The sequence below is a fragment of the Bradyrhizobium sp. BR 1433 genome, from assembly GCF_051547665.1.
Lineage (GTDB): Bacteria > Pseudomonadota > Alphaproteobacteria > Rhizobiales > Xanthobacteraceae > Bradyrhizobium > Bradyrhizobium australafricanum.
Window position 1 is genome coordinate 4,876,117 of record NZ_JBPUGG010000001.1, and the last position, 23,785, is coordinate 4,899,901.

A 23,785-nucleotide genomic window follows, 5' to 3' on the forward strand; every position below is an offset into this window, starting at 1 on the left:
TCGATGCGCACGCCGCTGGAGCGCGTCCGCGGCCTCGGCTCCGCGCACACCGGCACGGGCGATTTCTGGCGCCAGCGCCTCACCGCGGTTGCGATGACGCTGCTGATCGTTCCCGTGATCGTCGTGGTAATCACGCTGATCGGCCGCAACCATGCCGGCGCGGCGCAGATCCTCGGCTCGATCCCGATCGCCATCATCCTGCTGCTCTTCATCATCGCCAGCACCTGGCACATGAAGATCGGCATGCAGGTCGTGATCGAAGACTACATCCATAACGAGAAGCTGAAGATCGCCAGCGTGATGGCGAACAACTTCTTCTGCGTCGCGGTCGCATTGGCCTCGATCTACGCAATCCTCAAATTGTCGTCGGGAGTCTGATCCATGGCCGGTGAAGGAAACGGCAAGGCCACCAACGGTGGCCCGGCCACGAACGGCAAGGCCTACCCGATCCAGGACCACACCTACGACGTCGTCGTGGTCGGCGCCGGCGGCGCCGGCCTGCGCGCCGTGGTCGGCTGTTCGGAAGCCGGGCTGCGCACCGCCTGCATCACCAAGGTGTTCCCGACCCGCTCGCACACGGTGGCGGCACAGGGCGGCATCTCGGCCTCGCTCGGCAACATGCATCAGGACGACTGGCGCTGGCACATGTACGACACCGTGAAGGGGTCGGACTGGCTCGGCGATCAGGACGCGATCGAATACATGGTGCGCAACGCGCCCGACGCGGTCTACGAGCTCGAGCATTGGGGCGTTCCGTTCTCGCGCACCGAGGACGGCAAGATCTATCAGCGCCCGTTCGGCGGCATGACCATCGACTTCGGCAAGAGCCAGGCGCAGCGCACCTGCGCCGCCGCCGACCGCACCGGCCACGCCATGCTGCACACGATGTATGGCCAGTCGCTGCGCCACTCGGCCGAGTTCTTCATCGAGTTCTTCGCCATCGACCTGATCATGGACGATCAGGGCGTCTGCCGCGGCGTGATCGCGCTCAAGCTCGACGACGGCACGCTGCATCGCTTCCGCGCCCAGACCACGATTCTGGCGACCGGCGGCTATGGCCGCGCCTATGCTTCCTGCACCTCGGCGCACACCTGCACCGGCGACGGCGGCGGCATGGTGCTGCGCGCCGGCCTGCCGCTGCAGGACATGGAATTCGTCCAGTTCCATCCGACCGGCATCTACGGCTCGGGCTGCCTCGTCACCGAAGGCGCCCGCGGCGAAGGCGGCTATCTCGTCAACTCCGAGGGCGAGCGCTTCATGGAGCGCTATGCGCCGTCGGCCAAGGACCTCGCCTCGCGCGACGTCGTCTCGCGCGCGATGACGATCGAGATCCGCGAAGGCCGCGGCGTCGGCAAGAAGAAGGACCACATCTTCCTGCACCTCGACCACCTCGATCCGAAGGTGCTGCACGAGCGGCTGCCGGGCATCTCCGAAATCGGCCAAGATCTTCGCCAATGTCGACGTCACCCGCGAGCCGATCCCGATCGTGCCGACCGTGCACTACAACATGGGCGGCATCGCCACCAACTATCACGCCGAGGTGCTGACCAAGCGCAATGGCGACGACAATTCGGTGGTGCCAGGCCTGATGGCGATCGGCGAAGCGGCCTGCGTCTCGGTGCACGGCGCCAACCGCCTCGGCTCCAACTCGCTGATCGACCTCGTGGTGTTCGGCCGCGCCGCCGCGCTGCGCCTTGCCGACAAGCTGACCGCGAACGCCAAGCAGCCGGAGCTGCCGAAGGATTCCGCCGATCTCGCGCTCGGCCGCCTCGATCACTTCCGCCACGCCTCCGGCGGCACGCCGACCGCCAAGCTGCGCGACAGCATGCAGCATGTGATGCAGAACAATTGCGCGGTGTTCCGCACCGGCAACGTGCTGCAGGAAGGCCAGAACCTGATCCACAAGGTTTATGGCGGCGTCGGCGACATCTCGGTGTCGGACCGCTCGCTGGTGTGGAATTCCGATCTGGTCGAGACGCTGGAATTCGACAATCTGATGGTGCAGGCGGTCGTGACGATGGATTCGGCGGCGAACCGCACCGAAAGCCGCGGCGCGCATGCGCGCGAGGACTTCCCGGACCGCAACGACAAGGACTGGATGAAGCACACGCTGACCTGGATCGATCCGGCCGGCAAGACTTCGATCGAGTACCGTCCGGTGCACAGCTACACGATGACCAATGACGTGCAGTACATCCCGCCGAAGGCGCGGGTCTACTGAGAACGAAGGCGAGCAAGCATGGTTGAATTCGCACTTCCGAAGAATTCGAAGATTTCCGGCGGCAAGACCTGGCCGAAGCCGGCCGGCGCCACCGAGACGCGCGAATTTCGGGTGTATCGTTGGAACCCGGACGACGGCAAGAATCCGAGCGTCGACACCTATCATGTCGACACCAATGATTGCGGTCCGATGGTGCTGGACGGCCTGATCTGGATCAAGAACCACATCGACCCGACGCTGACCTTCCGCCGCTCCTGCCGCGAAGGCGTTTGCGGCTCCTGCGCGATGAACATCGACGGCCAGAACACGCTGGCCTGCACCAAGTCGATGCACGACGTCGGCGCCGGTGGCGCGGTGAAGGTCAATCCGCTGCCGCACCAGCCGGTGGTGAAGGATCTGGTCCCGGACCTGACCAATTTCTACGCCCAATATGCCTCGATCGAGCCGTGGTTGAAGACCACGACGCCGACGCCGCAGAAGGAGTGGAGGCAGAGCCACGAGGACCGCGAGAAGCTCGACGGCCTCTACGAGTGCATCCTGTGCGCCTGCTGCTCGACCTCATGCCCGAGCTACTGGTGGAACAGCGAGCGCTTCCTCGGCCCCGCCGCGCTGCTGCAGGCAAACCGCTGGGTCACCGACTCCCGCGACGAAGCGACCGGCGAGCGGCTCGACAATCTCGAGGATCCGTTCCGCCTCTATCGCTGCCACACCATCATGAACTGCGCCAAGGCGTGTCCGAAGGGCCTCAACCCCTCCGAAGCGATCGCCGAGCTCAAGTTCAAGCTGGTCGAACGCCAAATCTGATTCGTTGCAGCCGCGGCTGGCGCTGTTATCAGCGGCCAGCCGCAGCGGGCCGGATCAGGATATCGGCGCCGACCGCATCGACGCCGGATCGATCGAGGTCGAGTACGACATCGACGATGCTGTGATCGTCCGGATCCATCGTCACGGTGAAGCCGAGATCGCGGCACAACCCGATCATCGTGGTGTTCTCGGTCAGCACCTGGCCGGACAGACGCTTCAATCCCTCCGACCGCGCATAGTGGATCAGGAGCTGCATCAGCGCCCAGCCGAGCCCTTTGCCCTTGAGATCGGACTGCAGCAGGATCGCGTATTCGGCATTCTCGTACAGCGAGTCCGAATGCAGCCGGACCGCACCCATCATCTCGCCGGTGTTCGGATCGAGCGCCACAAACGCCATCGCCCGCGCATAGTCGAGCTGGGTCAGGCGCGTGATGAAGGCGTGCGAGAATTCCTTCATCGCATGGAAGAAGCGCAGCCTGAGGTCTTCGGCGGTGACGCGCTTGAAGAACTCGCTCACCATCGGCTCGTCTTCCGGCCGCATCGGGCGCACCGTGACACGCGAGCCGTCGCGCAGCGCAAGCTCACCTTCCCATTGCGACGGATAGGGCCTGACGGCGAGCCGGGTGTGGCCGGCAAACAGCCGCGCCGGCTTGCGGATCGCGACCCGCGCATCGAGCGCGAGCACGCCGCTCTCGTCCGCCAGCATCGGATTGATGTCGAGCTCGGCGACCTCGGGAATGTCGGCCGCCATCTGCGCCAGCTTGACGAGGGTGAGCGGCACGACGTCCGCCGGGACCGCCGGCACATCGCCATAGCCGCCGAGCAGCCGCGAAACGCGGGTGCGTCCGATCAGCTCACGGGCGAGATTCATGTCGAGCGGCGGCAGCGCCAGCGCCTTGTCGTTGATCACCTCGACCGCGGGGCCGCCACGCCCGAACACGATCACCGGACCGAAGGTCGGATCTTCGGCGATGCCGAGGATCAGTTCGCGCGCCGCGCGCCGCACGATCATCGGCTGGATCGTCACGCCTTGCAGGATAGCATCGGGCCGGGCACTTCGTGCCCGCGCCATGACGGTCCGGGCAGCTTCAACGACGCTGTCTTTCGTGCGCAGGTCGAGGATCACGCCGCCGACGTCGGAGGCGTGCCGGATGTCGCGCGAGAACACCCTGACCACGATCGCATGTCCCTCGGCGAGGAACGGCGCCGCCTTCTCGGCAGCGTCCTCGGCACTGTCGGCGACGAGCGTCGTCGCGATCGGAATACGATAGGCCGCGAACAGCGCGACGATCTCGGCCGGATCGAGCCAGGCGCGCCCTTCCGACAGCGCGTTCACGACGACGTGGCGCGCCGCCGCCGTCTCCGGCGTGAACACCGATGCGACGCCCGGCGGGGTTGCGGCGAGCGCGGTGGAGGCCTCGCGATAGCGCACCAGATACATGAAGGCGCGCACCGCATCGTCCTCGGTCGGGAAATGCGAAATCCGCGCCGCCTCGAAGATCGCGCCGGTGCGTTCGTCGGCGCCGACCCAGGCCGCGAGCACCAGCGCGGCGACCGCACTCCGCTTCGTCCTGCGGTCGCGCAGACATTGCGCCACCGCCTCTGCAATCCCCTGGGCCGGCGCCACCGCGGTTTCGACATTCGCGACCAGCACCGCGTCGCTGTTGGCATCATCGAGCAGTGCGTTGAGCGCCGCCACGTAGCGGTCGGCATCGGCATCGCCCGCGATGTCGACCGGATTGGCGCAGGACCAGCCCGGCGGCAGCACCTTGTCGAGCCGTTCGATGGTCTCCGCCGTCAATGTCGCGGGAACCCCGCCGAGTTCGGCCAGCCGGTCGGTCGCGAGGATGCCGAGCCCGCCGCCATTGGTCAGGATCGCCAGCCGGTTGCCGCGCGGGATGAAGCCGCGGCCGAGCAGCTCGGCACAATCGAACAGCTGGCGCAGGTCGTAGACGCGCAGCATGCCGGCGCGGCGGAATGCGGCGTCGTAGACCGCATCGGAGCCGGCCAGCGCGCCGGTGTGGGTCGCGGCGGCCTTGGCGCCCTGCGCCATCCGTCCCGACTTGACGATGACGACCGGCTTCAACCGCGCCGCGGCGCGCGCCGCCGACATGAACTTGCGCGCGTCCTTGACGGCCTCGAGATAGATCAGGATCGCGCTGGTGTGGTCGTCGAGCGCGAAATAGTCCAGGAGGTCGGCGACGTCGACATCGAGCTGGTCGCCGATCGACGCGATGCCGGAGAAGCCGAGCCGCCGTTCCGCCGCCCACTCGATCATCGCCGACGCGACCGCGCCGGACTGCGAGATCAGGGCAACGTGCCCGTCGGACGGCTGATGCGAGGCGAAGCTCGCATTCAGCTTGGCGCGCGGCATCATGACGCCGAGGCAATTCGGCCCGATCAGGCGCATGCCGTATCGCCGCGCCATCTGCCCCGCGGTCTCCGCGAGCGAGCCCGCGCCATGGCCGAGACCGGCCGACAGGATCGCCGCACCGGCAACGCCGGCGTGACCTGCCTCCGCGACGATCTCTGGAACCGCAGCCGCCGGTGCGCTGATGACGACGAGATCCGGTACGAACGGCAGCGATTTCAGGTCCGGAACAGTCGGCACGCCGTCGACCTCGGCATATTGCCGGTTGACGACACCGACGCGGCCGGTGAAGCCGCTCGTCCTGATGTTCCTGAGCACCGCCGCGCCGAGCGACGACGGGCGCGGGCTGCCGCCGACGATGGCGATGCTTCGAGGCGAAAATAGCCGCTCCAGGCCGTACGTCGACATTGCAGGGTCTCGCGGGAACAAGCGCAGGCGCCGCCGCTTCATGCGCCCTCGACCAACTCTACTGCTTCGCTTGGCTGCGTGCACCTGTCGCAGTTTCGAACAGAGATGATGAAACTGCGTTGCCGATCAATGCAGGCCCAGCGCCTGCGCCAGGTTGAAGGTCAGGAAGCTCGCGACATAGGCCAGCGCAAGCATGTAGACGAACGTCACCACCATCCACTTCGCGCCGCCGGTCTCGCGGCGGATCACCGCCAGCGTCGAGGCGCATTGCGGGGCGAAGATGTACCAGACCAGCAGCGAGAGCGCGGTCGCCAGCGTCCATTTCTGCGCCAGCACCTGGCCGATCTGGTCCGCCGCCTCCTTGCCGCCCTCGATCGAATAGACGGTGCCGAGGGCTGCGACCGCGACCTCGCGCGCCGCCATGCCGGGGATCAGCGCCACCGCGATCTGCCAGTTGAAGCCGATCGGCCGCAGCAGCGGCTCGAGCGCATGGCCGATCATCGCGGCAAAGCTGTAGTTGATCGCCGGTCCCTCGGCGCCGGCCGGCGCCTGCGGGAACGAGGCCAGGAACCAGATCAGCACCATCATCGAGAGGATCGTGGTGCCGGCCCGGTACAGGAACATCTTTGCGCGGGTGAACACGCCGATCGCGATGCTCTTCAGCCGCGGCATCTTGTAGTCCGGCAATTCCAGCATGAACGGCGCCGGCGCGTGATCGCGCCACAGGAAGAATTTCGCGATCGCCGACACCGTCAGCGCGCTGGTGATGCCGGCGGCATAGAGGCCGAACATCACGAGCCCCTGCAGGTTGACGAAACCCCACAGCGTGGTCGCCGGAACGAAGGCGGAGATGATCAGCGTGTAGACCGGAATGCGCGCCGAGCAGGTCATCAGCGGCGCGATCAGGATCGTGGTCAGGCGGTCGCGGCGGTTGTCGATGACGCGCGTCGCCATGATGCCGGGAATCGCGCAGGCAAAACTCGACAACAGCGGAATGAAGGCGCGGCCATGCAGCCCGGCGCCGCCCATGATGCGGTCCATCAGGAACGCGGCGCGCGCCATGTAGCCGAAATCTTCCAGCAGCAGGATGAACAGGAAGATGATGATGATCTGCGGCAGGAACACGATTACGCTGCCGACGCCGGAGATCACGCCGTTCTGCAGGAAGCTCTGCAACAGGCTCCAGCTTTCGGGCAGCAAATTGTGGATCAGCTGCCCGAGCGCGGCGAAGCTGTCCGACAGGAATTCCATCGCGGGCTGTGCCCAGGTGAACACCGCCTGGAACATCACGAACAGGATCACGGCCAGGATCACGAGACCCCAGACCGGATGCAGCACGACCGAATCGATCCGGTTGGTCAGCGTGTCGGGCTTGGTCGGCAGCGTCACCGCCGCCGCGATGATGCGGTCCGCCTCGCGCTGCGCCACCTTGAGGTCGGCGATCGTCGGCGTCGTCCACTCGCTGGCCGCCGCCTCATGCGACTTGGCCAGGAATTCGTCGGTTCGCTTCAGGAGCTCGTCGATGCCGCCCTTGCGGACCGCGACCGAGGTCACGATCGGCAGGCCGAGCTCCTGCGACATACGGTCGATGTCGATCGTGACGCCGCGGCGCCTGGCGATATCGATCATGTTGAGCACGAGCATCATCGGCCGGCCGACGCGCTTCAGCTCGAGCACCAGCCGCAAGGTCAGCCGCAGATTGGTGGCGTCCGCGACGCAGAGCACGAGATCGGGCACCGCCTCACCGTCGAAGCGGCCGAGCACGATGTCGCGGGTGATCTCCTCGTCCGGGCTGCGGCCGCGCAACGAATAGGTACCGGGCAGGTCGAGCACGGTCACGCTGCGGCCCTCCGGCGTGACGAAGCCGCCGGACTTGCGCTCGACCGTCACGCCCGGATAGTTGGCGACCTTCTGACGGCTGCCGGTCAGGCTGTTGAACAGCGACGTCTTGCCGGTGTTCGGCGCGCCGACCAGCGCCAGGCGCAGGGATGCAGTGGTCATTCGACGATCACAGCCATGGCTTCGCTCCGGCGCAGCGCGATCGTGATGTTGTCGACGCGCACCGCGATCGGGTCCTTTCGGATCGTGCCTTCATGCAGGATTTCCACGCGCGCGCCCTCGACAAATCCCATCTCGACCAGGCGCTGCTCCAGCTCCTGCGGAGACAGCGATGAGCCCGTCACGAGCGCATCGAGCCTGATGATCTTTCCGACAAAACCGCGATCCGCATGTCCGAGCCGGACGTCCTGCAAATCATCCCGGGAGCTGTTTGGATCGCCTGTCATGCGGCCTGTTTTTCAGCAGGTAGTCACAGGGTCAAGCGTTTGCCCGTGAGAGGTTTTAGAACTCCTAAAAACAGCGGCCGGAGGCGCCATCCAGGCCGATTTTCCGCTTGACTGCCGGCGAGGCGCTAACGAGGTCGTGATGCCGCCGCGCCGCAGCCGCCCCGTGGTGCCCCGGACGCGAGCCGGCTGCGAATTGATCGATCCGGGTTGGCCTCCGGTAACCTTGACCGATCGCGGAATGGCGAACGAGCGTCCGCGCCGCGCCCGGCACCGCCGTTTCGCTTCCTCCCGCGCAACGGTTTGCGTTATGGTCCGCGCGGAGCCGGAGCGCCCGTGCAGACCGCACAACGCAATTCGCTGAGACTGCTGCAATGGATGATGGCCGCCGCGCTGGCCCTTCCGCTGGCGCTGTTCGTTTTTGCCTCCGCAATGTCCTGGATCTCGACCAGCGAGGCCGCCGACCAGGAGATCCAGCGCACGCTCGATGTCGCCCATGAGCACGCGCTGAAGGTGTTCGAGACCATCGATCGCGGCCTCGCCGAGGTCACCGAGGTCGTCCGCGGCATGGGCGATGCCGATATCGTCGCGCGCGAGAAGAGCCTGCACCAGCGGCTACGCCAGGTCGCCATGGCGCTTCCCCAGGTGAAATCGGTCTGGGTGTTCGATGCCAACGGCCGCGCCCTCGTCAACAGCCTGGTGCAGCCGGCCCCCGACGTCGACTTCTCGGACCGGGATTACTTCCGGATCCATGCCCAGGGCGACATCGGCACCTATATCGGCGAGGTGCTGACGCCGCGGCCGCCCTATCTGGGCTCGCGGTTCTTCAGCGTCGGCCGGCGCCGCAACGGCGACGACGGCAGCTTTGCCGGCGTGATCCAGGCCTCCGTGCTTCCGGAATATTTCGAGAACTTCTACGCCAGGATCGGCCGCGAGCCCGGCAGCTTCCTGGCGCTGATCCGGACCGACGGCGCCGTACTGGCGCACTTCCCTGCCGTTGACCACGATGTCCGGTTCGAGCCGAACGGCCCGCTCGGGCGGCAGATCGTCGCCAATCCCGAAGCCGGGACGATGACGATCCAATCCCCGGCCGACGGCATCGAGCGGCGCATGCGCTACCAGCGGCTGGCCGGATACCCGATCTATGTCAGCGCCGGCCTCGAAACCTCGGCGATCCAGTCGCGCTGGAGGTCGACCATGGCCCAGCACCTGATCTTCGGGATCCCGGCCACCGCCCTGCTGTTCGGCCTGCTCGCACTCGCCTTCCGGCGAACCCAGCGCCTGCAGGAGGAGGCCAACCGGCGCATCGAGGCCGAGGAGGCATTGCGGCACGGCCAGCGGCTCGAGGCACTCGGGCAGCTCACCGGCGGCGTCGCGCACGACTTCAACAACCTGCTCACCGTGATCCGCGCGTCGGTCGACATGTTGCGGCGGCCGGACCTGCCGGAGCCGCGGCGGCAGCGCTACATCGATGCGATCTCCAACACCGTGAACCGTGCCGCCAAGCTGACCAACCAGCTGCTTGCATTCGCGCGGCGGCAAACCCTCAAGCCCGAGGTGTTCGACGCCTGCCAGAATGTCCGCACCCTGAGCGAGATGATCGCAACCCTGATCGGCGCGCGCATCGAGATCACAGCGCAGGTGCCGGACGAGACCTGTCTCGTCAACGCCGATGCCGGCCAGTTCGAGACCGCCATCATCAACATGGCGGTGAACGCGCGCGACGCCATGGACGGCGTCGGCCGGCTCACGATCGCGGTCCGCGCCGTGGACAGACTGCCGTCCGCGACCAGCACGCCGCCGAACTCGCCCGGCCACGTCGCGGTGTCGGTGACCGACACCGGCGTCGGAATTCCACAGGAGCTGTTCGGCCGCATCTTCGAGCCGTTTTACACCACCAAGGAGGTCGGTCACGGCACCGGCCTTGGCCTGTCGCAGGTGTTCGGCTTCGCCAAGCAGTCCGGCGGCGAGGTGACCGTCACCAGCGAAGTCGGCAAGGGTGCGACATTCACGCTGTATCTGCCGCGCGTCGTCGGCGGGCATGGCGCGCGAGCGCAGCGCACCGAGGACGCGCCCTCGGTCGATCGGACCAACGCATCGGTCCTGATCGTCGAGGACAATGCCGAGGTCGGAAAGTTTGCCGCGGACACGCTGACCCAGCTCGGCTGCACCTGCGTGCTGGTGGACAACGCCACCCACGCGCTGGAGGAGCTCGCCGTCGACGCCGACCGGTTCGACCTGGTGTTCACCGATGTCGTGATGCCTGGCATGAGCGGCATCGAGCTTGCGGAAGAGATCCGCCGGCAGCGCCTCGATCTTCCGATCGTGCTCGCCTCCGGTTACAGCCAGGTGCTGTCGCAGCAGGGCAGCGGCGGCTTCGAGCTGCTGCAGAAGCCCTATTCGGCCGAGCAGCTCGCGCGCGTGCTGCACAAAGCAACGCGCTCGCGCCGGCTGAAGCGCGATCAGGCGCCGGCGGGGTGAGGTAGTTGCGCGGCACATCTCAAGCACGCTTTCGCCAGGACGACGGTGAGGATGAGTCGCAATTCAAGATATCAAACAGCGCGGTATCATCACCCGCGCATGCCGGGGAGAATGAGAGTCCACAGTTGCTTCCCAGGCGTCGTCCCGGCGAAAGCAGGAGCCATACGCCGCGGCGGATGTTGTGGCGGGGACTCGTCGTTGCAATACACGCGGCTGACCGCCGGAAGCTGGGCGGAACCGGGTAATTTGCCTGGCGTTATCGTGCCATGGGCAAAGCTGAGGCAAGATCCAAATCGTCGGGCGGGCCGTCGTCGGCCAGGACTTCATCGTCCCGGAAAGCGAGCGCAAAGGCGGCCGATCAAGAGCGCAAGGATCCCGCGCCAAGCGAAGCTGACGAGAAGTCGGAATTCGTCGAGGTGATCGCCGAGAACGGCGACGATGTCGAACCGCCGCCGGAAATCGTCGAACCCGATCCCGAATTGTCGGCGGAAGAGGCCGAACAGGCGCGCAAGGACTATTTGCTGACGCGGTTCTGGATCAGCGCGCGCGGCTATTGGGGCCGGAGCGGCGACCGGCTGGCGTGGCTGTTCACGATCGGCCTGCTGCTGCTGATCGTCGCCAATGTCGCCGTTCAGTACGGCATCAATGTCTGGAATCGCGCGATCTTCGATGCGATCGAAAAGCGCGACGCGGCCAGTGTCTTCCACCTGACGGCCATCTTCTTTCCGCTGGCGATCGGCAGCGTGCTGCTGGGGGTCGCGCAGGTGTTCGGCCGCATGGGTATCCAGCGGCGCTGGCGCGCCTGGCTGACCAACGCCGTCGTCTCGCGCTGGCTGACGAACGGCCGCTACTACCAGCTCAACCTCGTCGACGGCGATCACAAGAATCCGGAATACCGGATCGCGGAGGATCTGCGGATCGCGACCGATTCTCCGGTCGACTTCATCGCCGGCGTGACGTCGGCGCTGCTCTCGGCCGTCACCTTCATCGTCGTGCTCTGGACCATCGGCGGCGCGCTGACGGTGACGCTCGGCGGCTCGTCGATCAGCATCCCGGGCTTCCTGGTCATTGCCGCCATCATCTATGCGGCGATCGCGTCGGGCTCGATCACGGCGATCGGCCGCAGCTTCGCGCAGATCTCCGAGGACAAGAACCAGGCGGAAGCGGAATTCCGCTACATCCTGACCCGCCTGCGCGAGAATGGCGAAAGCATCGCGCTGCTCGGCGGCGAAACCGAAGAGCGCGACGGCATCGACAAGACGTTCTCGAACGTGCTGCGGCAATGGGCGCGGCTCGCCGGGCAGCACATGCGCACGACGCTGGTGTCGCAGGGATCGAATCTCATTGCGCCGGTGGTACCCTTGCTGCTGTGCGCGCCAAAATTCCTCGACGGCAGCATGTCGCTCGGCCAGGTGATGCAGGCGGCCTCGGCCTTCACCATCGTGCAGACCGCGTTCGGCTGGCTGGTCGACAACTATCCGCGGCTCGCCGACTGGAACGCCTGCGCACGGCGCATCGCCTCGCTGATGATGTCGCTCGACGGGCTCGAACGCGCCGAGACCGGGGACGGCTTCGGCCGCATCGAGCGTGGCGAGACCGAGGGCGAGGCCATGCTGAGCCTCAACGATCTCTCCGTCACGCTGGACGACGGCACTGCCGTGGTCGGCGAGACCGAAGTGGTGATCGAACCGGGCGAGCGGCTATTGGTCGCCGGCGAATCCGGCACCGGCAAGAGCACGCTGGTGCGCGCCATCGCCGGCCTGTGGCCGTGGGGCGGCGGCAGTGTCGGCCTGCACGCGGACCGCCGCCTGTTCATGCTGCCGCAAAAGCCCTACGTGCCCTCGGGCACGCTGCGGCGCGCGGTGGCCTATCCCGGCGCGGCGGAGGACTGGAGCGTCGATGAGATCAGCCGTGCCCTGCACAAGGTCGGCCTCGACCATCTCAAGGACAAGATCGAGGAGGACGCGCCGTGGGACCAGACCCTCTCCGGCGGCGAGAAGCAGCGGCTCGCCTTTGCCCGACTGCTGCTGCATGCCCCCGACATCGTCGTGCTCGACGAGGCGACGTCCGCGCTCGACGAGAAGAGCCAGGACAAGATGATGGAGACGGTGACGACGGAACTGCCGAAGGCGACTATCGTCAGCGTCGCCCACCGCGTCGAGCTCGAAGCGTTCCATAGCCGCAAGATCGTGCTGGAGCGCCGCAAGGGCGGCGCCAAACTGGTCAGCGACGTCGACCTGATCCCGCGCAAGGGCAAGCGAAGGCTGCTCGGCCGCTTCCTGCGGTAACGGCAGGCAGCGGGCAAGGCGGCGTAACGGGCGTTGGCGCTGCCGGCAAAACCGGCTATGCATGCCGCGCTTTTGACGAGGCCATGCGTGATCCCGAGCAACGACATATCGCCGGCGCCATTCGGCGCCTTCGCGCCCAATGCGGCGCAGGCCGCCATCATCCGCCTGGCGCATGGCTCAGGATTGAAGCGCGGCGCATTCCGGCCCTGGCTGTCGAAACTGGTCAATCTGTTCGGCGCGGGGCCGCTCGACGTGACCTATCAGGGCGCATCGTTCCGCTTCTATCATCAGCAAAGCGCGACCGAGCGCGGCGCGCTGTTCAATCCCGATTACAACCTTGAAGAACTCACCTTCCTGCGGGCTCATGTCGGCGCGGATGGCACCTTCGTCGATCTCGGCGCCAATGTCGGCACCTATGCGCTGGCGCTGGCGCGCGATGTCGGGCCCGGTGGCAAGGTGATCGCGATCGAGCCGCATCCGGTGACGCATGCGCGGCTCAAGTTCAACACCCAGGCCTCCGGCTTTTCGCAGGTGCGCCTGATTGCGGCGGCCGCCGGCCCGACCGATGGCGAACTGATGATCGAGACCGACGGCGACAATCTCGGCGCCAGCCACATCGTCACCGGCACGCCGACGGGCAAGGCGTTCAAGGTGCCGTCGCTACGGCTGCAACGCATCCTCGACGAGGCCGGCGCGACCAAGGTCGATGCGCTCAAGATCGACGTCGAGGGTTTCGAGGACCGCGTGCTGATCGGCTTCTTCCGCGACGCGCCGCAGTCGCTGTGGCCGCGCGCGGTGGTGATCGAGCATCTGTCGAAGGACGAATGGACCGACGACTGCATTGCGGACATGCATGCGCGCGGTTACGTCGAGCTGGGCCGGACGCGGAGCAACACGCTGCTGGTGCGCAGTTGAGACGTGGCCGCGGCTGAGATCGGCTCCCTCTCCCGCTTGCGGGGGAGGGCCGGGGTGGGGTGTGTCCACGAGTCATATTGTGGAAAGAGCCCCCACCCGGATTGCATCTTCGATGCAATCCGACCTCCCCCGCGAGCGGGAGAGGTGCAAGGAGTCCGCGGATGTAACGTCACACAACAAGGGAGGCTCGCGATGATCGACCATATCGGCTTTTCCGTCTCCGACTATCAACGCGCGAAGGCTTTCTACCAGACGGCGCTGGCGCCGCTCGGCTACGGCCTGATCATGGAAGTGCCCGCGGAGGTGACCGGGCACGCGCCCGCCGCGGGCTTCGGCGCCGACGGCAAGCCGGATTTCTGGATCGGCGGCGAAGGCGCGATGAACAAGCCGGTGCATATCGCCATCACGGCCAAGGACCGCGCCACCGTCGACGCCTTCTACAAGGCTGCGATGGCGGCCGGCGGCCGCGACAACGGCGCGCCCGGCATTCGCGCGCATTACCACCCGAACTATTACGGCGCATTCGTGCTCGATCCCGACGGCCACAATATCGAGGCGGTCTGCCATACGCCCGGGTGAGACATCGGAACGCCGCGGCGGGCGATCCGTTGTCGCTGCGAACTTCGATGGAGAGCGATCAATGCGCGCGACGCGATCTGGCATCGGCAACCGCCGCGGGGCCTCGATATGATGCCGATCGAGCCCCCCGAGATTCCGCCGACGACGCCGGGCACACCGAGCGAACCGCCGCCGGGAATTCCGCCCGGCAGTCCGCACCCCGAGATTCCGGAGCCGGTGCGCGAACCCGGCGAGCCGCCGCGACCGGACGAGTTGCCCGGCAAGACACCTGACGAATCACCGGTGCGCGGACCGCCTGGACCCTCCGGCCCGCCACCTGCGACAGATCGAACTCGCCGCCGGTAAGTCGCCCTTGCGCCCAAGTTCCACGTCGATTGCAAATGTGTCGGCGCGTTTCTTCTGAACGCGCGGTGAACAACCACACATGCAACCCGTTATAATGTCGAAATAAACTTCGCCGATGATTCGTGGCTCGCCACAATCCGGCCTAACGGCTGGCGGTTCATCGTCCTGCCGAATTGTTCGGTTCTCACTTTGCTTTCCTGCCCAGACTTTCCGCCGGGAACTCCTAGACAATGACAAAGCTTCGTCTCGTGCTGCTTGCCACGACTGCGCTGACGGTGATGCAGTTCGCCACCTCAGCGTCGCACGCCCAAACTTCGCCGCTGGTCGTCGCACAGGCGCAGCAGAAGGAAGAAACCGGACCTGACGGAAAGCCGAAGGCGCGGCCAGCGCCGGGCGCGCCGGGTGCTCCTGCACGTCCCGCACCACCGGCCGCAGCGCCGCATCCGCAGGCGCCACCTCCCGCCGCGGCACCCGCGCATCCTGCTCCGCCGGCCGCAGCGCCCGCAAAGCCGACCCCGCCTGCAGCACCTGCCCGGCCCGAACCGCCCGCAGCTGCACCGGCAAAGCCGACGCCGCCTCCGGCAGCCGCACCGCATCCGGCGCCGCCGCCGGCTCCCGCACGGCCCGAGCCGCCTGCGGCGCGCCCGACAACGCCTCCGCCGGCGGCTGCGCCTGCACGTCCCGCACCGCCCCCACCTGTGGCCGCCCCCGCGAAGCCGGCGCCATCGCCGACGCCGGCACGGCCGGAGCCGCCCGCAGCGGCACCTGCGAAGCCGACCCCGCCACCGCCGGCGGCTGCCCCGCACATCCGACGCCGACCCCACCGCCGCCGGCCGCAGCACCGCAGCGACCCGGCACCCCGCCGCCCGGCGCAGGGCCCGCGCACCCGACCCCCGCGCCCGGCGCCACGCCGAATGCCGCGCCGGCAGCACGCCCCGGCACCCCGCCCACAGCGGCAACGCCGACACCGACGCCCGCAACGCCCGGCGCTCCGACAACGGCGCCGGCCGAACGCCGCCCTGGTGATCGTCCGGGTGGCGAACGCGGTGAACGTCCTGGCGGCGCCAAGCAACCGCCCGGCACGCCGCCCGCGGCGACGTCAACGCCCGCGCCTTCGGCAACGACAACGCCGCCGGCAGCAGGGGCACGACCGGGCACGCCGCCCGCCACGACAGCTCCCGGTGCGACACCGACGCCGACGCCTCCGGCAGCCGGCGCACAGCCCGCACGGCCAGGCACCCCGCCTGCCGCAACGACGCCTCCGGCCGCCGGCGCGACGCCGACGCCACCGGCGCCAAGTCAGCAGGGACGTCCGGCGACACCGCCCGGAACGCCTGCGACCCCGGGCGCGGCAATGGGCGCGCCTGGCGCGGCCCCGGCTCCGGGTCAACCGGCACGCCCGGGCGTTGCGCCCGGCGTGTCGCCGGCCCAGGGAGCTGCCATGGGCGCGCCGGCACCGTCGGTCGTCCCCGGCTCGGCCGCCGCAACGCCACCGCCCGGCCGCGCGCAATACGCCCCGCCGACGGTTGCGCCCGCCTTCCGGGCCGCGCCTGCCGTCGCAGCACCGCTGCCGCCGCCGCCGCGGCATGACAACATCAAGCCGCTCGCGATCGGCGCCGCGGTCGGTGCCGGCGTGGTCGCCGGCGCCATCATCGGTGGCAGCATCGCCGACCTGCACAGCCAGCGGCAGGAGGTGGTCGAAGGCGGCCGCACCATCTACACCGAGCCGGACCGGGTCATCATCCGCGACCCGGGCGGCCAGGCCTATGTGCGCGGCGACGACGTCTATCGTTTCCGCTATGGCGCGCGTGACATCCGCACCGAGACGGTCGGCGGCGAAACCCGCACCGTGGTGGTTCGTCCTGACGGCAGCGAGATCATCACGGTGGTCGGCTCCGACGGCCAGATGTTGCGCCGGATCCGCAGGGATACTGGCGGACGCGAGGTCGTCATCATCGACAACAGCTATCGCGATCCGCGGGCGGTCGGCGGCTTCTATGTCGACGCGCCACCGCCGGTGGTCAACATTCCCTACGATCGCTACATCGTCGACGCGCAGGACGCGTCGCCCGACGTGATCTACGAGACCATGGAGGCACCGCCGGTGCAGCGGATCGAACGGCGCTACTCGCTGGACGAGATCCGCTACAGCCCTAATATCCGCATGCAGATGCCGAGCATCGACGTCAACACGATCAACTTCGACTCCGGATCGTGGACCATCCCACCGGACCAGGCGGCGAGGCTGCAAGTGATCGCCGACGGCCTCAACCGGGCCATCCAGCGCAATCCGCGCGAGGTGTTCCTGATCGAGGGCCACACGGATGCGACCGGCAACGACACCGACAATCTGTCGCTGTCCGACCGCCGTGCGCAATCAGCGGCCGAACTGCTGACGCAGCAATTCGGCGTGCCGGCGGAGAACCTGACCTCGCAGGGTTACGGCTCGCAATATCTGAAGGAGCAGACCGACGGACCGAGCCGCATCAACCGGCGCGTCACCGTCCGCCGCATCACCCCGCTGCTCAACGGCGGCACCGCCTCCGCCGCGCCGCCGCGCTGAGCCGGTGCGACATCACGCTACGAAATGGCCGGGAGCGATCCCGGCCATTTTTGTTTGTTCTCCTTCCCCCTGAAAGGGGGAAGGTCGGGATGGGGGTCAGCCGCAGGTGACGGTGTCTACGGAGAGAGCAGATCCCCACCCGCTTTGCTCTCGCGAGCAAAGCGACCTCCCCTTTTCAAGGGGAGGTCGGAGAAGCCTCGCCGCTCACACCAACCCTCCACAACAGCAAACTTTGCTCATCTCGACCCCCGCAAGCGGGAGGGGTACAGCGGGCATGCCTCGTCTCAATCTCATCATGCGTTACTTCCCCGCGCCCAGTCCCAGCGCCTCGACCATCACGCGGAACACCTCGGTGTTGTCCATCGAGCCATGGACACGCTCGCTGCCCGGTCCGGTCGCGGTGAGGATGACATCCTCGCCGGAATGCACGCTGGCGCCGATCATCGCCGGCAGATTGCCGAACCGCAGCACGACGCCGGGGACATCCTTGTACTTGTCATTGGCCTTGAACGTGTCGGGCTGGTCGCCCTTCACGGTCGGCTCGTTCGGATCGTCGAGCTTCGGGCGGAACGTCTCGTAGTGATCCGGCAGGCTGGCCGAGAAGATCGCAAGCCGCCGGCTGACGTCGACGCGTGAGGGACAACCTTCGGCGTCCGGCGCCGGATAATTCGGGAAGCCGGCTTTCTCGTAGACGCCGACGCGCTCGCGCAGCGGCACGTTGGGTGTCGCCGCCATGTCGTCATTGATGGTGCCGACCAGGCTGTTCGGATGGTTGTGATCGGCCACGACCAGGATCAGCGTGTCGTCGTTGCGCGCTTTCGCCCAGTCCTTTGCGAGCCGCACCGCATTGTCGAGCATGATGGTGTCGTAGACCGCGCGCTCCATGTCGAGCAGATGGGCGTATTTGTCGATCAGGCCGGACTCGACCATCAGGAAGAAACCGGCCTCGTGTTTCGACAACACTGTGAGCGCGGCCTGGACCTGCTCGGTCAGGTCCGGCTGTGCGGGGAATTTCTTGACGCCGCCTCCCTTCAGGAACTTGCGGTCGAGCGCGCCGTCCATGTTGCCGGCGGCGAACAGGCCGAGCAATTGGTGGGTATCAGGTTTGGCCGCGAGCGTGGCGAGTTCGCTTGCGGTGGTTGCGACCGGATAGCCGGCATCGCGGAAGCGCGCGAGATAATCGACATTATCCTTGCGTTTCGATCCGGACGTGGATTGCGGCAGGAAGTTCGCGGAGCCGCCGCCCATCAGCACGTCGGGCTTCGCGTCGAAATATTGCGCGACGATCGCGTCATAGGCGGCGCGGCGGCGGGTATGCGCAACGATCGCCGCCGGGGTCGCATCCTCGACCTCGGTGTTGGTCACGATACCGATGGCGAGGCCCGCCCGGCGCTTGGCGAGGCTCGCGATTGTCTCGACCCTGGGATCGTCGAGCTGATCGGGCGTGCGATCGGCATAGACACCGAGCGCATTGACCGCGGCCTTGTGGCCGGTGGCGTAAGCGCTCGCGGCATTCGCCGAATCGGTGATGATCGAGTCCGAGCCCGCCGTCGCGACCAACGCCATATGCGGCATGTCGTCGATCGCGAGCTTGCCGCGGCTCTTGCCCTCCGCGATTCCCTTGGAGAGGATTCGTGCGGCGACGCGATGCGACGGCGACATCCCGTCGCCGATGAACAGGATCACGTTCCTGGCCTTGCGCGGCCCGGTGTCGTAGACGGTCCAGGTCACGGTCCGGCTCTGCGTGCCGTCGCTGACTTCGACAGCGACCTGCCCGGGCTTGGCGAGCGAGACATCGCGCAGCAACAGCGCCGACTGCTCCCGGCCGGCCTCGCGCGCGGTGAATGTGCCGCCCTGGCCGAACACCGCGGCATAGTCCGCGCCGTTCAGCGTGACCTTGAGCTTTGCTTGATCGACCACCCCCGGAAGCTCGACCTTGAAGTCGAATTTGGCGCCGACGAGGATATCGGCGCGATCGATCGGATAGATCGTCTGGGCGAACGCCGGCGCTGCCGACAACGCCAGCGTGACGGCCATACCGGCCACTGACCTGATCATGATCGATGCTCCGCCCTCGCGCATCATGCGCATCGGGCGAAGGCTAGTGGCGGCAGATGACGGCGCAATGAGGCGCGCCGGGGCGTATTGCCGCAAGGACCAGCGCGATTTCAGCGCGCCATCTGCTGCGGATCGTAGAAGAAGCGCTCTTCGACGAGCTCCTCGCCGCGCCAGGTCTGCCAGGCGACCTCCTCCATGCTGCGGACCTTGCCGTCCTTGCCGGTGAATTCGAAGCGCCAGCAGATCGCCGAATGATCGCCGTCGAGCAGGAGCGGCCCGAGCCGCGTGGTCTTGACGCCGGCGACCGCGGCCAGCACCGCCGCCTCGCGCGCCGCCAGCGCCTCGCGGCCGACCCGCCACTCGCCGTCATTCTCCTGGGTGCGGGCATCGACTGAATAGAAGTTCCTGATCGCGCCGACATGGTCGTTGGACTCGACCGTGTCGGCGAAGGCTTGCAACGTCCTAAGCGAGGGCATCGGGCATTCTCCATTTACCGACTTATAGTCGGTATTTATCGACTGGTAGTCGGTAAGTCAATTGGCTTGCGTCTGGAACTGGGCTAGAGATGCGCCATGGCAACCCAGGCCGAACGGCGCGAGAAAACCAGAGCCGCCATCGTCAAGGCGGCGCGGCGCATTTTTGGCGAGCGCGGCTTCGCCGCTGCGACGATGGACGACATCGCCGCCGGCGCGCGTGTCGCCAAGGGCGCGGTCTATCATCACTTCGCGACCAAGGAGGCGGTGTTCGAGGCGGTGTTCGAGCAGGTGTCGATCGACCTCGTCGCCGATCTCGACCGCATCTCGCGCACCGAGAACGATCCGCTGGCGGCGATGGCGGCGGGCACGCAGGGCTATTTCGCGGCGTGCTCGAAAGGCCCGACCGGCCAGATCATCTTGCGCGACGGCCCCGCCGTGCTGGGCTGGGAACGCTGGCGCGAGATCGACGCGAAACATTTCGGCGGCAAGTTCCCGCGCGCGCTGGCGGCCGCGATGGAGGCCGGCGTGATCGCCAAGCAGCCGATCGAGCCGCTGGCGCGGCTGCTGCTCGGCGCGGTGACGGAAGCCGCGGTCGCGGTCTCCGCGGGGCCGGACATCGGCAAGACCGGCACCGATTACGCGCGCGCCTTCCGCTCGCTGCTCGATGCGCTGAGGGTGAAGTAGGCAAAGACTCCCTGCCCACGTCGTCCCGGCGAAGGCCGGGACCCGTTATCACCGGGTATCGTTGTCGAAGCGCGCTGTGGCCCCAGCGTTTCGCAACAATTGAAGGTCGTGGTTATGGGTCCCGGCCTTCGCCGGGACGACAGCGAATTTGCGGCGCGACTTGCCGCCTCAGTCCTTGTCGTTCTCGAGCTGGAAGATCTGCGAGCCTTCGCCGCTCGAGATGAGGCCAGTCTTGTTGTACAGGCCGAGCTTGGCGCGGGTGTCAGCAATGTCGAGGTTGCGCATCGTCAGCTGGCCGATGCGGTCGGCCGGCGTGAAGGCGGCGTCCTCGACCTTCTCCATGCTGAGCCGGTCCGGCGCGTAGGTCAGGTTCGGGCTCTCGGTGTTTGATATCGAGTAGTCGTTGCCGCGGCGCAGCTCGAGCGTCACCTCGCCGGTGACGGCCCGCGCCACCCAGCGCTGCGCGGTCTCGCGCAGCATCAAGGCCTGCGAATCGAACCAGCGGCCCTGATAGAGCAAGCGGCCGAGCCGCATGCCGCTGATGCGGTACTGCTCGATGGTATCCTCATTGTGGATGCCGGTGACGAGACGCTCATAGGCGATGTGCAGCAGCGCCATGCCGGGCGCCTCGTAGATGCCGCGGCTCTTGGCTTCGATGATGCGGTTCTCGATCTGGTCGCTCATGCCGAGGCCGTGGCGGCCGCCGATCGCATTGGCTTCGAGGAACAGCGCGACCGGATCGGCAAACGTCTTGCCGTTCAGCGCGACCGGCTGGCCCTCCTCGAACCGCACCACGACCTTCTCGGCCTTGACGTCGCAATCGGCGCGCCAGAACGGCACGCCCATGATCGGGTTGACGATGGTGATGCCGCTCGCAAGGCTCTCGAGATCCTTGGCCTCATGCGTCGCGCCGAGCAGATTGCTGTCGGTCGAATACGCCTTCTCCGCGCTCATCTTGTAGGCGAAGCCTTGCGCGGTCATGAAGGCCGACATCTCGGCGCGGCCGCCGAGCTCGTCGATGAACTGCTGGTCGAGCCAGGGCTTGTAAATGCGCAGGCTCGGGTTGGTCAGCAGGCCGTAGCGATAGAAGCGCTCGATGTCGTTGCCCTTAAAGGTCGAGCCGTCGCCCCAGATGTTGACGCCGTCCTCCTGCATCGCCGCGACCAGCATGGTGCCGGTTACCGCGCGGCCGAGCGGCGTGGTGTTGAAATAGGTGATGCCGCCGGTCGAGATGTGGAACGCGCCGGACTGGATCGCGGCGATGCCCTCATGGACCAGCTGGGTGCGGCAATCGACCAGGCGGGCCTTCTCGGCGCCGAAATCCATCGCCTTGCGCGGGATCGCGTCGTAGTCGGCTTCGTCGGGCTGGCCGAGATTAGCGGTATAGGCGAAGACCTTGGCGCCTTTCAGCTTCATCCAGAGCAGCGCCGCTGAGGTGTCGAGCCCGCCCGAGAACGCGATGCCGACTTTCTCGCCGGTGGGCAGGCTTTTCAAAATCGTACTCATGGAACGGTCCAATCGGGTCGAAATCGGTGGTGATTGAGCAGGCCGAATATCAAATTTCGGAAGGCGGGGCACGCCTTTAATCAGGCTTCGGGCTGGCCGGCTCTGCCTCACCGCCCCGGCGCCAGCGCTGCATCCACCGGTAGCCGGGCATCGCAAGGCGGGTCAGCGTGGCATCGACCTGGGCGTCGGTCAGCCGGGTCGCTGCCCAGCGGTAGATCAGCGCGTAGAAAAACCAGACCGTGAAGAACGATACCAGGCCCGCGATCGCCACATCGGTGAAGAAATGGCCGCCAAAGGCCATGCGAAGCCCGCTGGTGACGATGCCGAACACGGTGGCCCCGGCAAAGGCCAGCGGCCGCCACGCGGGCGGCATCAGCGCCGCCGGTGCATAGGTCCAGAACGCGGTGGCGCCCTCGCCGGAGAAGAACGAGCAGTTGCGCGGGCAGCCGCCGCGCGGGTCCCACCACGGCACGAATTGCAGGTCGCCGCCGAACTGCGTCACGAACACCGGCCGCGGCCGGCCCCAATAATTCTTGAAGGTGAGGTTGGTGAGCACGCCGGCCGAGAGCAGCATCGTGGTGAGCAGGAACACCGCGGCGCGGCCGGACATCAGCATCGGCCGGTCGGGCCGGATGAACTTCCAGACGATGGTCACGATCGCCGGCAGCACCAGCGCCCAGGCAATCCACATCGCCGCATCGCGCGCAAACGACGCCACCGCGTCGAGCTTCAGCGGGAAGGTTTTCTGCGCGGCGTCGTAGAACAGCGCCGCCAGCTTCAGGTCGAGCTCGGGATAGATCCCGAACAGGATTCCAACGATGAGCGCCAGCGCCAGCGCGATGAAAAGTCCGGTCCGGTTCATGGCGCGCGGTTTAGCCGAGGCGGATGAGGCGACGCAATCATTTCAAGGTAGGCCCGGAGGGCGTTTACCGCTTGGTCAAACAGGATATCGACACCCTGATCTTCGTTATAGTTGAACTGGCGCGGAGTATTGAGGGCCGCAGCACCATTTTTGTTCTGCGTCTGAAAGACGTTCAGCACTAGCCGATCCAGAAGTTCCCGGGTCGCTCTGGGCAAGGTCGAATCAATCGCCGGCAATTGAGCGAGGATGTCTTGCTCAAGCTCGGGAAGTGACAATTTGCCCGACTGCGCATTGATCACGCTTCCCAAGATCGCAGAAGCTGCTCGCTGGTTCGAATCCATGTTGGTATGAGCTCCCGACGAGGGTCACGGCTGCCGCGATTGCGACGGCAATGGCGGAGGCGGCGGCAACGGACGCCTTGGCTCGCGCCAGGCGCCGGCGGTGCGGCCGGCGATCAGCCAGTAGACGAGGCCCGCGACGATGCCGGCGCCGGTCATGATCTCCATGTGCCGGCGCACGATGCCGTGGAATTGCATCATATCGGGATCGAACGGAACCAGGCCAAGATAGCAGGCGGCGCCGACGATCGCGCCGCCGACGGCGTAGGCCAGCACGCTGCGGATGAAGAACGCCTCGGTGATCAGCACCACGATCAGCGCCGGCAGCAGCGCAAAGCCTGATATGAAGATGAAGCCGAAGCCGAGCACGACGTTGACGGCGCTCTGGTCGATCTGCCCGCCGAAATCGCTGATCTCGGGATACAGCACCGCGACGACCACGATGATCCCCGCCACGAAGCAGGCCATCAGGAAGCCGAAGGCGACGACGAACAGGCGGCCGATCAGGGCCATGCTACGACCTCCCCGTCATTGCGAGCGGAGCGAAGCAATCCATCTCTCAGCTCGCCGAGGCATGGATTGCTTCGTCGCTTCGCTCCTCGCA

18 protein-coding genes and 1 pseudogene are annotated in these 23,785 nt (G+C 66.8%); 10 read left to right on the forward strand and 9 right to left on the reverse strand.

Going from position 1 to position 23,785, the window contains the following annotated elements:
• The first annotated feature begins 3 nt into the window (after window positions 1-3).
• From sdhD to ACSKB9_RS23550, 3 genes and pseudogenes are all read left to right on the forward strand, one after another.
• Complete coding sequence (sdhD, locus tag ACSKB9_RS23540; protein ID WP_085964893.1) at window positions 4-378, forward strand: succinate dehydrogenase, hydrophobic membrane anchor protein; 375 nt, start codon at window positions 4-6, stop codon at window positions 376-378.
• A 3-nt stretch (window positions 379-381) separates the two neighbouring features.
• Window positions 382-2,221, forward strand: a pseudogene (gene sdhA, locus ACSKB9_RS23545) (succinate dehydrogenase flavoprotein subunit).
• Between the two features lie 18 nt (window positions 2,222-2,239).
• A complete protein-coding gene (locus ACSKB9_RS23550) occupies window positions 2,240-3,025 on the forward strand; it encodes a succinate dehydrogenase iron-sulfur subunit (RefSeq protein WP_028337893.1) in 786 nt (261 codons plus the stop codon).
• Between the two features lie 28 nt (window positions 3,026-3,053).
• On the opposite strand, the gene ACSKB9_RS23555 is transcribed toward ACSKB9_RS23550, so the two are convergent.
• From ACSKB9_RS23555 to ACSKB9_RS23565, 3 genes are all read right to left on the reverse strand, one after another.
• Complete coding sequence (locus ACSKB9_RS23555) at window positions 3,054-5,804, reverse strand: bifunctional acetate--CoA ligase family protein/GNAT family N-acetyltransferase (protein ID WP_438076088.1); 2,751 nt, start codon at window positions 5,802-5,804, stop codon at window positions 3,054-3,056.
• 126 nt (window positions 5,805-5,930) lie between these two features.
• Window positions 5,931-7,805, reverse strand: a complete 1,875-nt coding sequence (gene feoB, locus ACSKB9_RS23560; protein ID WP_438076090.1) for a ferrous iron transporter B — start codon at window positions 7,803-7,805, stop codon at window positions 5,931-5,933.
• Window positions 7,802-8,089, reverse strand: a complete 288-nt coding sequence (locus ACSKB9_RS23565) for a FeoA family protein (protein ID WP_057018132.1) — start codon at window positions 8,087-8,089, stop codon at window positions 7,802-7,804. Before ACSKB9_RS23565 ends, feoB begins: the two co-directional genes overlap by 4 nt.
• Window positions 8,090-8,422: 333 nt before the next feature.
• On the opposite strand from ACSKB9_RS23565, the gene ACSKB9_RS23570 reads away from it, so the two are divergent.
• From ACSKB9_RS23570 to ACSKB9_RS23595, 6 genes are all read left to right on the forward strand, one after another.
• Complete coding sequence (locus tag ACSKB9_RS23570) at window positions 8,423-10,567, forward strand: ATP-binding protein (protein WP_438076093.1); 2,145 nt, start codon at window positions 8,423-8,425, stop codon at window positions 10,565-10,567.
• A gap of 266 nt (window positions 10,568-10,833) precedes the next feature.
• Window positions 10,834-12,855, forward strand: coding sequence for an ABC transporter ATP-binding protein/permease (locus tag ACSKB9_RS23575; RefSeq protein WP_438076095.1), 2,022 nt, complete (start codon window positions 10,834-10,836; stop codon window positions 12,853-12,855).
• Between the two features lie 57 nt (window positions 12,856-12,912).
• Complete coding sequence (locus ACSKB9_RS23580) at window positions 12,913-13,770, forward strand: FkbM family methyltransferase (protein ID WP_438076097.1); 858 nt, start codon at window positions 12,913-12,915, stop codon at window positions 13,768-13,770.
• Window positions 13,771-13,962: 192 nt separating this feature from the next.
• Window positions 13,963-14,349, forward strand: coding sequence for a VOC family protein (locus ACSKB9_RS23585; protein WP_283089048.1), 387 nt, complete (start codon window positions 13,963-13,965; stop codon window positions 14,347-14,349).
• A gap of 111 nt (window positions 14,350-14,460) precedes the next feature.
• Window positions 14,461-14,694, forward strand: a complete 234-nt coding sequence (locus tag ACSKB9_RS23590; RefSeq protein WP_438076099.1) for a hypothetical protein — start codon at window positions 14,461-14,463, stop codon at window positions 14,692-14,694.
• Window positions 14,695-16,135: 1,441 nt separating this feature from the next.
• A complete protein-coding gene (locus ACSKB9_RS23595) occupies window positions 16,136-17,257 on the forward strand; it encodes an OmpA family protein (protein ID WP_438076101.1) in 1,122 nt (373 codons plus the stop codon).
• A gap of 300 nt (window positions 17,258-17,557) precedes the next feature.
• On the opposite strand, the gene ACSKB9_RS23600 is transcribed toward ACSKB9_RS23595, so the two are convergent.
• The gene (locus ACSKB9_RS23600; protein WP_438076103.1) at window positions 17,558-19,315 is read right to left on the reverse strand and encodes an alkaline phosphatase; all 1,758 of its coding nucleotides are present in this window, start codon (window positions 19,313-19,315) and stop codon (window positions 17,558-17,560) included.
• Window positions 19,316-19,425: 110 nt separating this feature from the next.
• The gene (locus ACSKB9_RS23605) at window positions 19,426-19,791 is read right to left on the reverse strand and encodes a hypothetical protein (protein ID WP_028340880.1); all 366 of its coding nucleotides are present in this window, start codon (window positions 19,789-19,791) and stop codon (window positions 19,426-19,428) included.
• 96 nt (window positions 19,792-19,887) lie between these two features.
• Between ACSKB9_RS23605 and ACSKB9_RS23610 the strand changes: the two genes are divergently transcribed.
• Window positions 19,888-20,475 carry a TetR/AcrR family transcriptional regulator gene (locus tag ACSKB9_RS23610; RefSeq protein WP_438076106.1) on the forward strand — a complete coding sequence of 196 codons (588 nt, stop codon included), beginning with the start codon at window positions 19,888-19,890 and terminating at the stop codon, window positions 20,473-20,475.
• Between the two features lie 168 nt (window positions 20,476-20,643).
• Here ACSKB9_RS23610 and argG read toward each other — a convergent pair whose 3' ends face one another.
• From argG to ACSKB9_RS23630, 4 genes are all read right to left on the reverse strand, one after another.
• The gene (gene argG, locus ACSKB9_RS23615; RefSeq protein ID WP_438076108.1) at window positions 20,644-21,981 is read right to left on the reverse strand and encodes an argininosuccinate synthase; all 1,338 of its coding nucleotides are present in this window, start codon (window positions 21,979-21,981) and stop codon (window positions 20,644-20,646) included.
• A gap of 76 nt (window positions 21,982-22,057) precedes the next feature.
• Entirely contained in the window at window positions 22,058-22,843 is a 786-nt protein-coding gene (locus ACSKB9_RS23620; protein WP_438076110.1) for a phosphatase PAP2 family protein, read from the reverse strand.
• Window positions 22,840-23,184, reverse strand: a complete 345-nt coding sequence (locus ACSKB9_RS23625; RefSeq protein WP_438076112.1) for a hypothetical protein — start codon at window positions 23,182-23,184, stop codon at window positions 22,840-22,842. The genes ACSKB9_RS23620 and ACSKB9_RS23625 overlap by 4 nt, the downstream gene beginning before the upstream one ends.
• Window positions 23,185-23,208: 24 nt before the next feature.
• Window positions 23,209-23,694, reverse strand: coding sequence for a hypothetical protein (locus ACSKB9_RS23630; RefSeq protein WP_438076114.1), 486 nt, complete (start codon window positions 23,692-23,694; stop codon window positions 23,209-23,211).
• Between the last annotated feature and the right edge of the window lie 91 nt (window positions 23,695-23,785).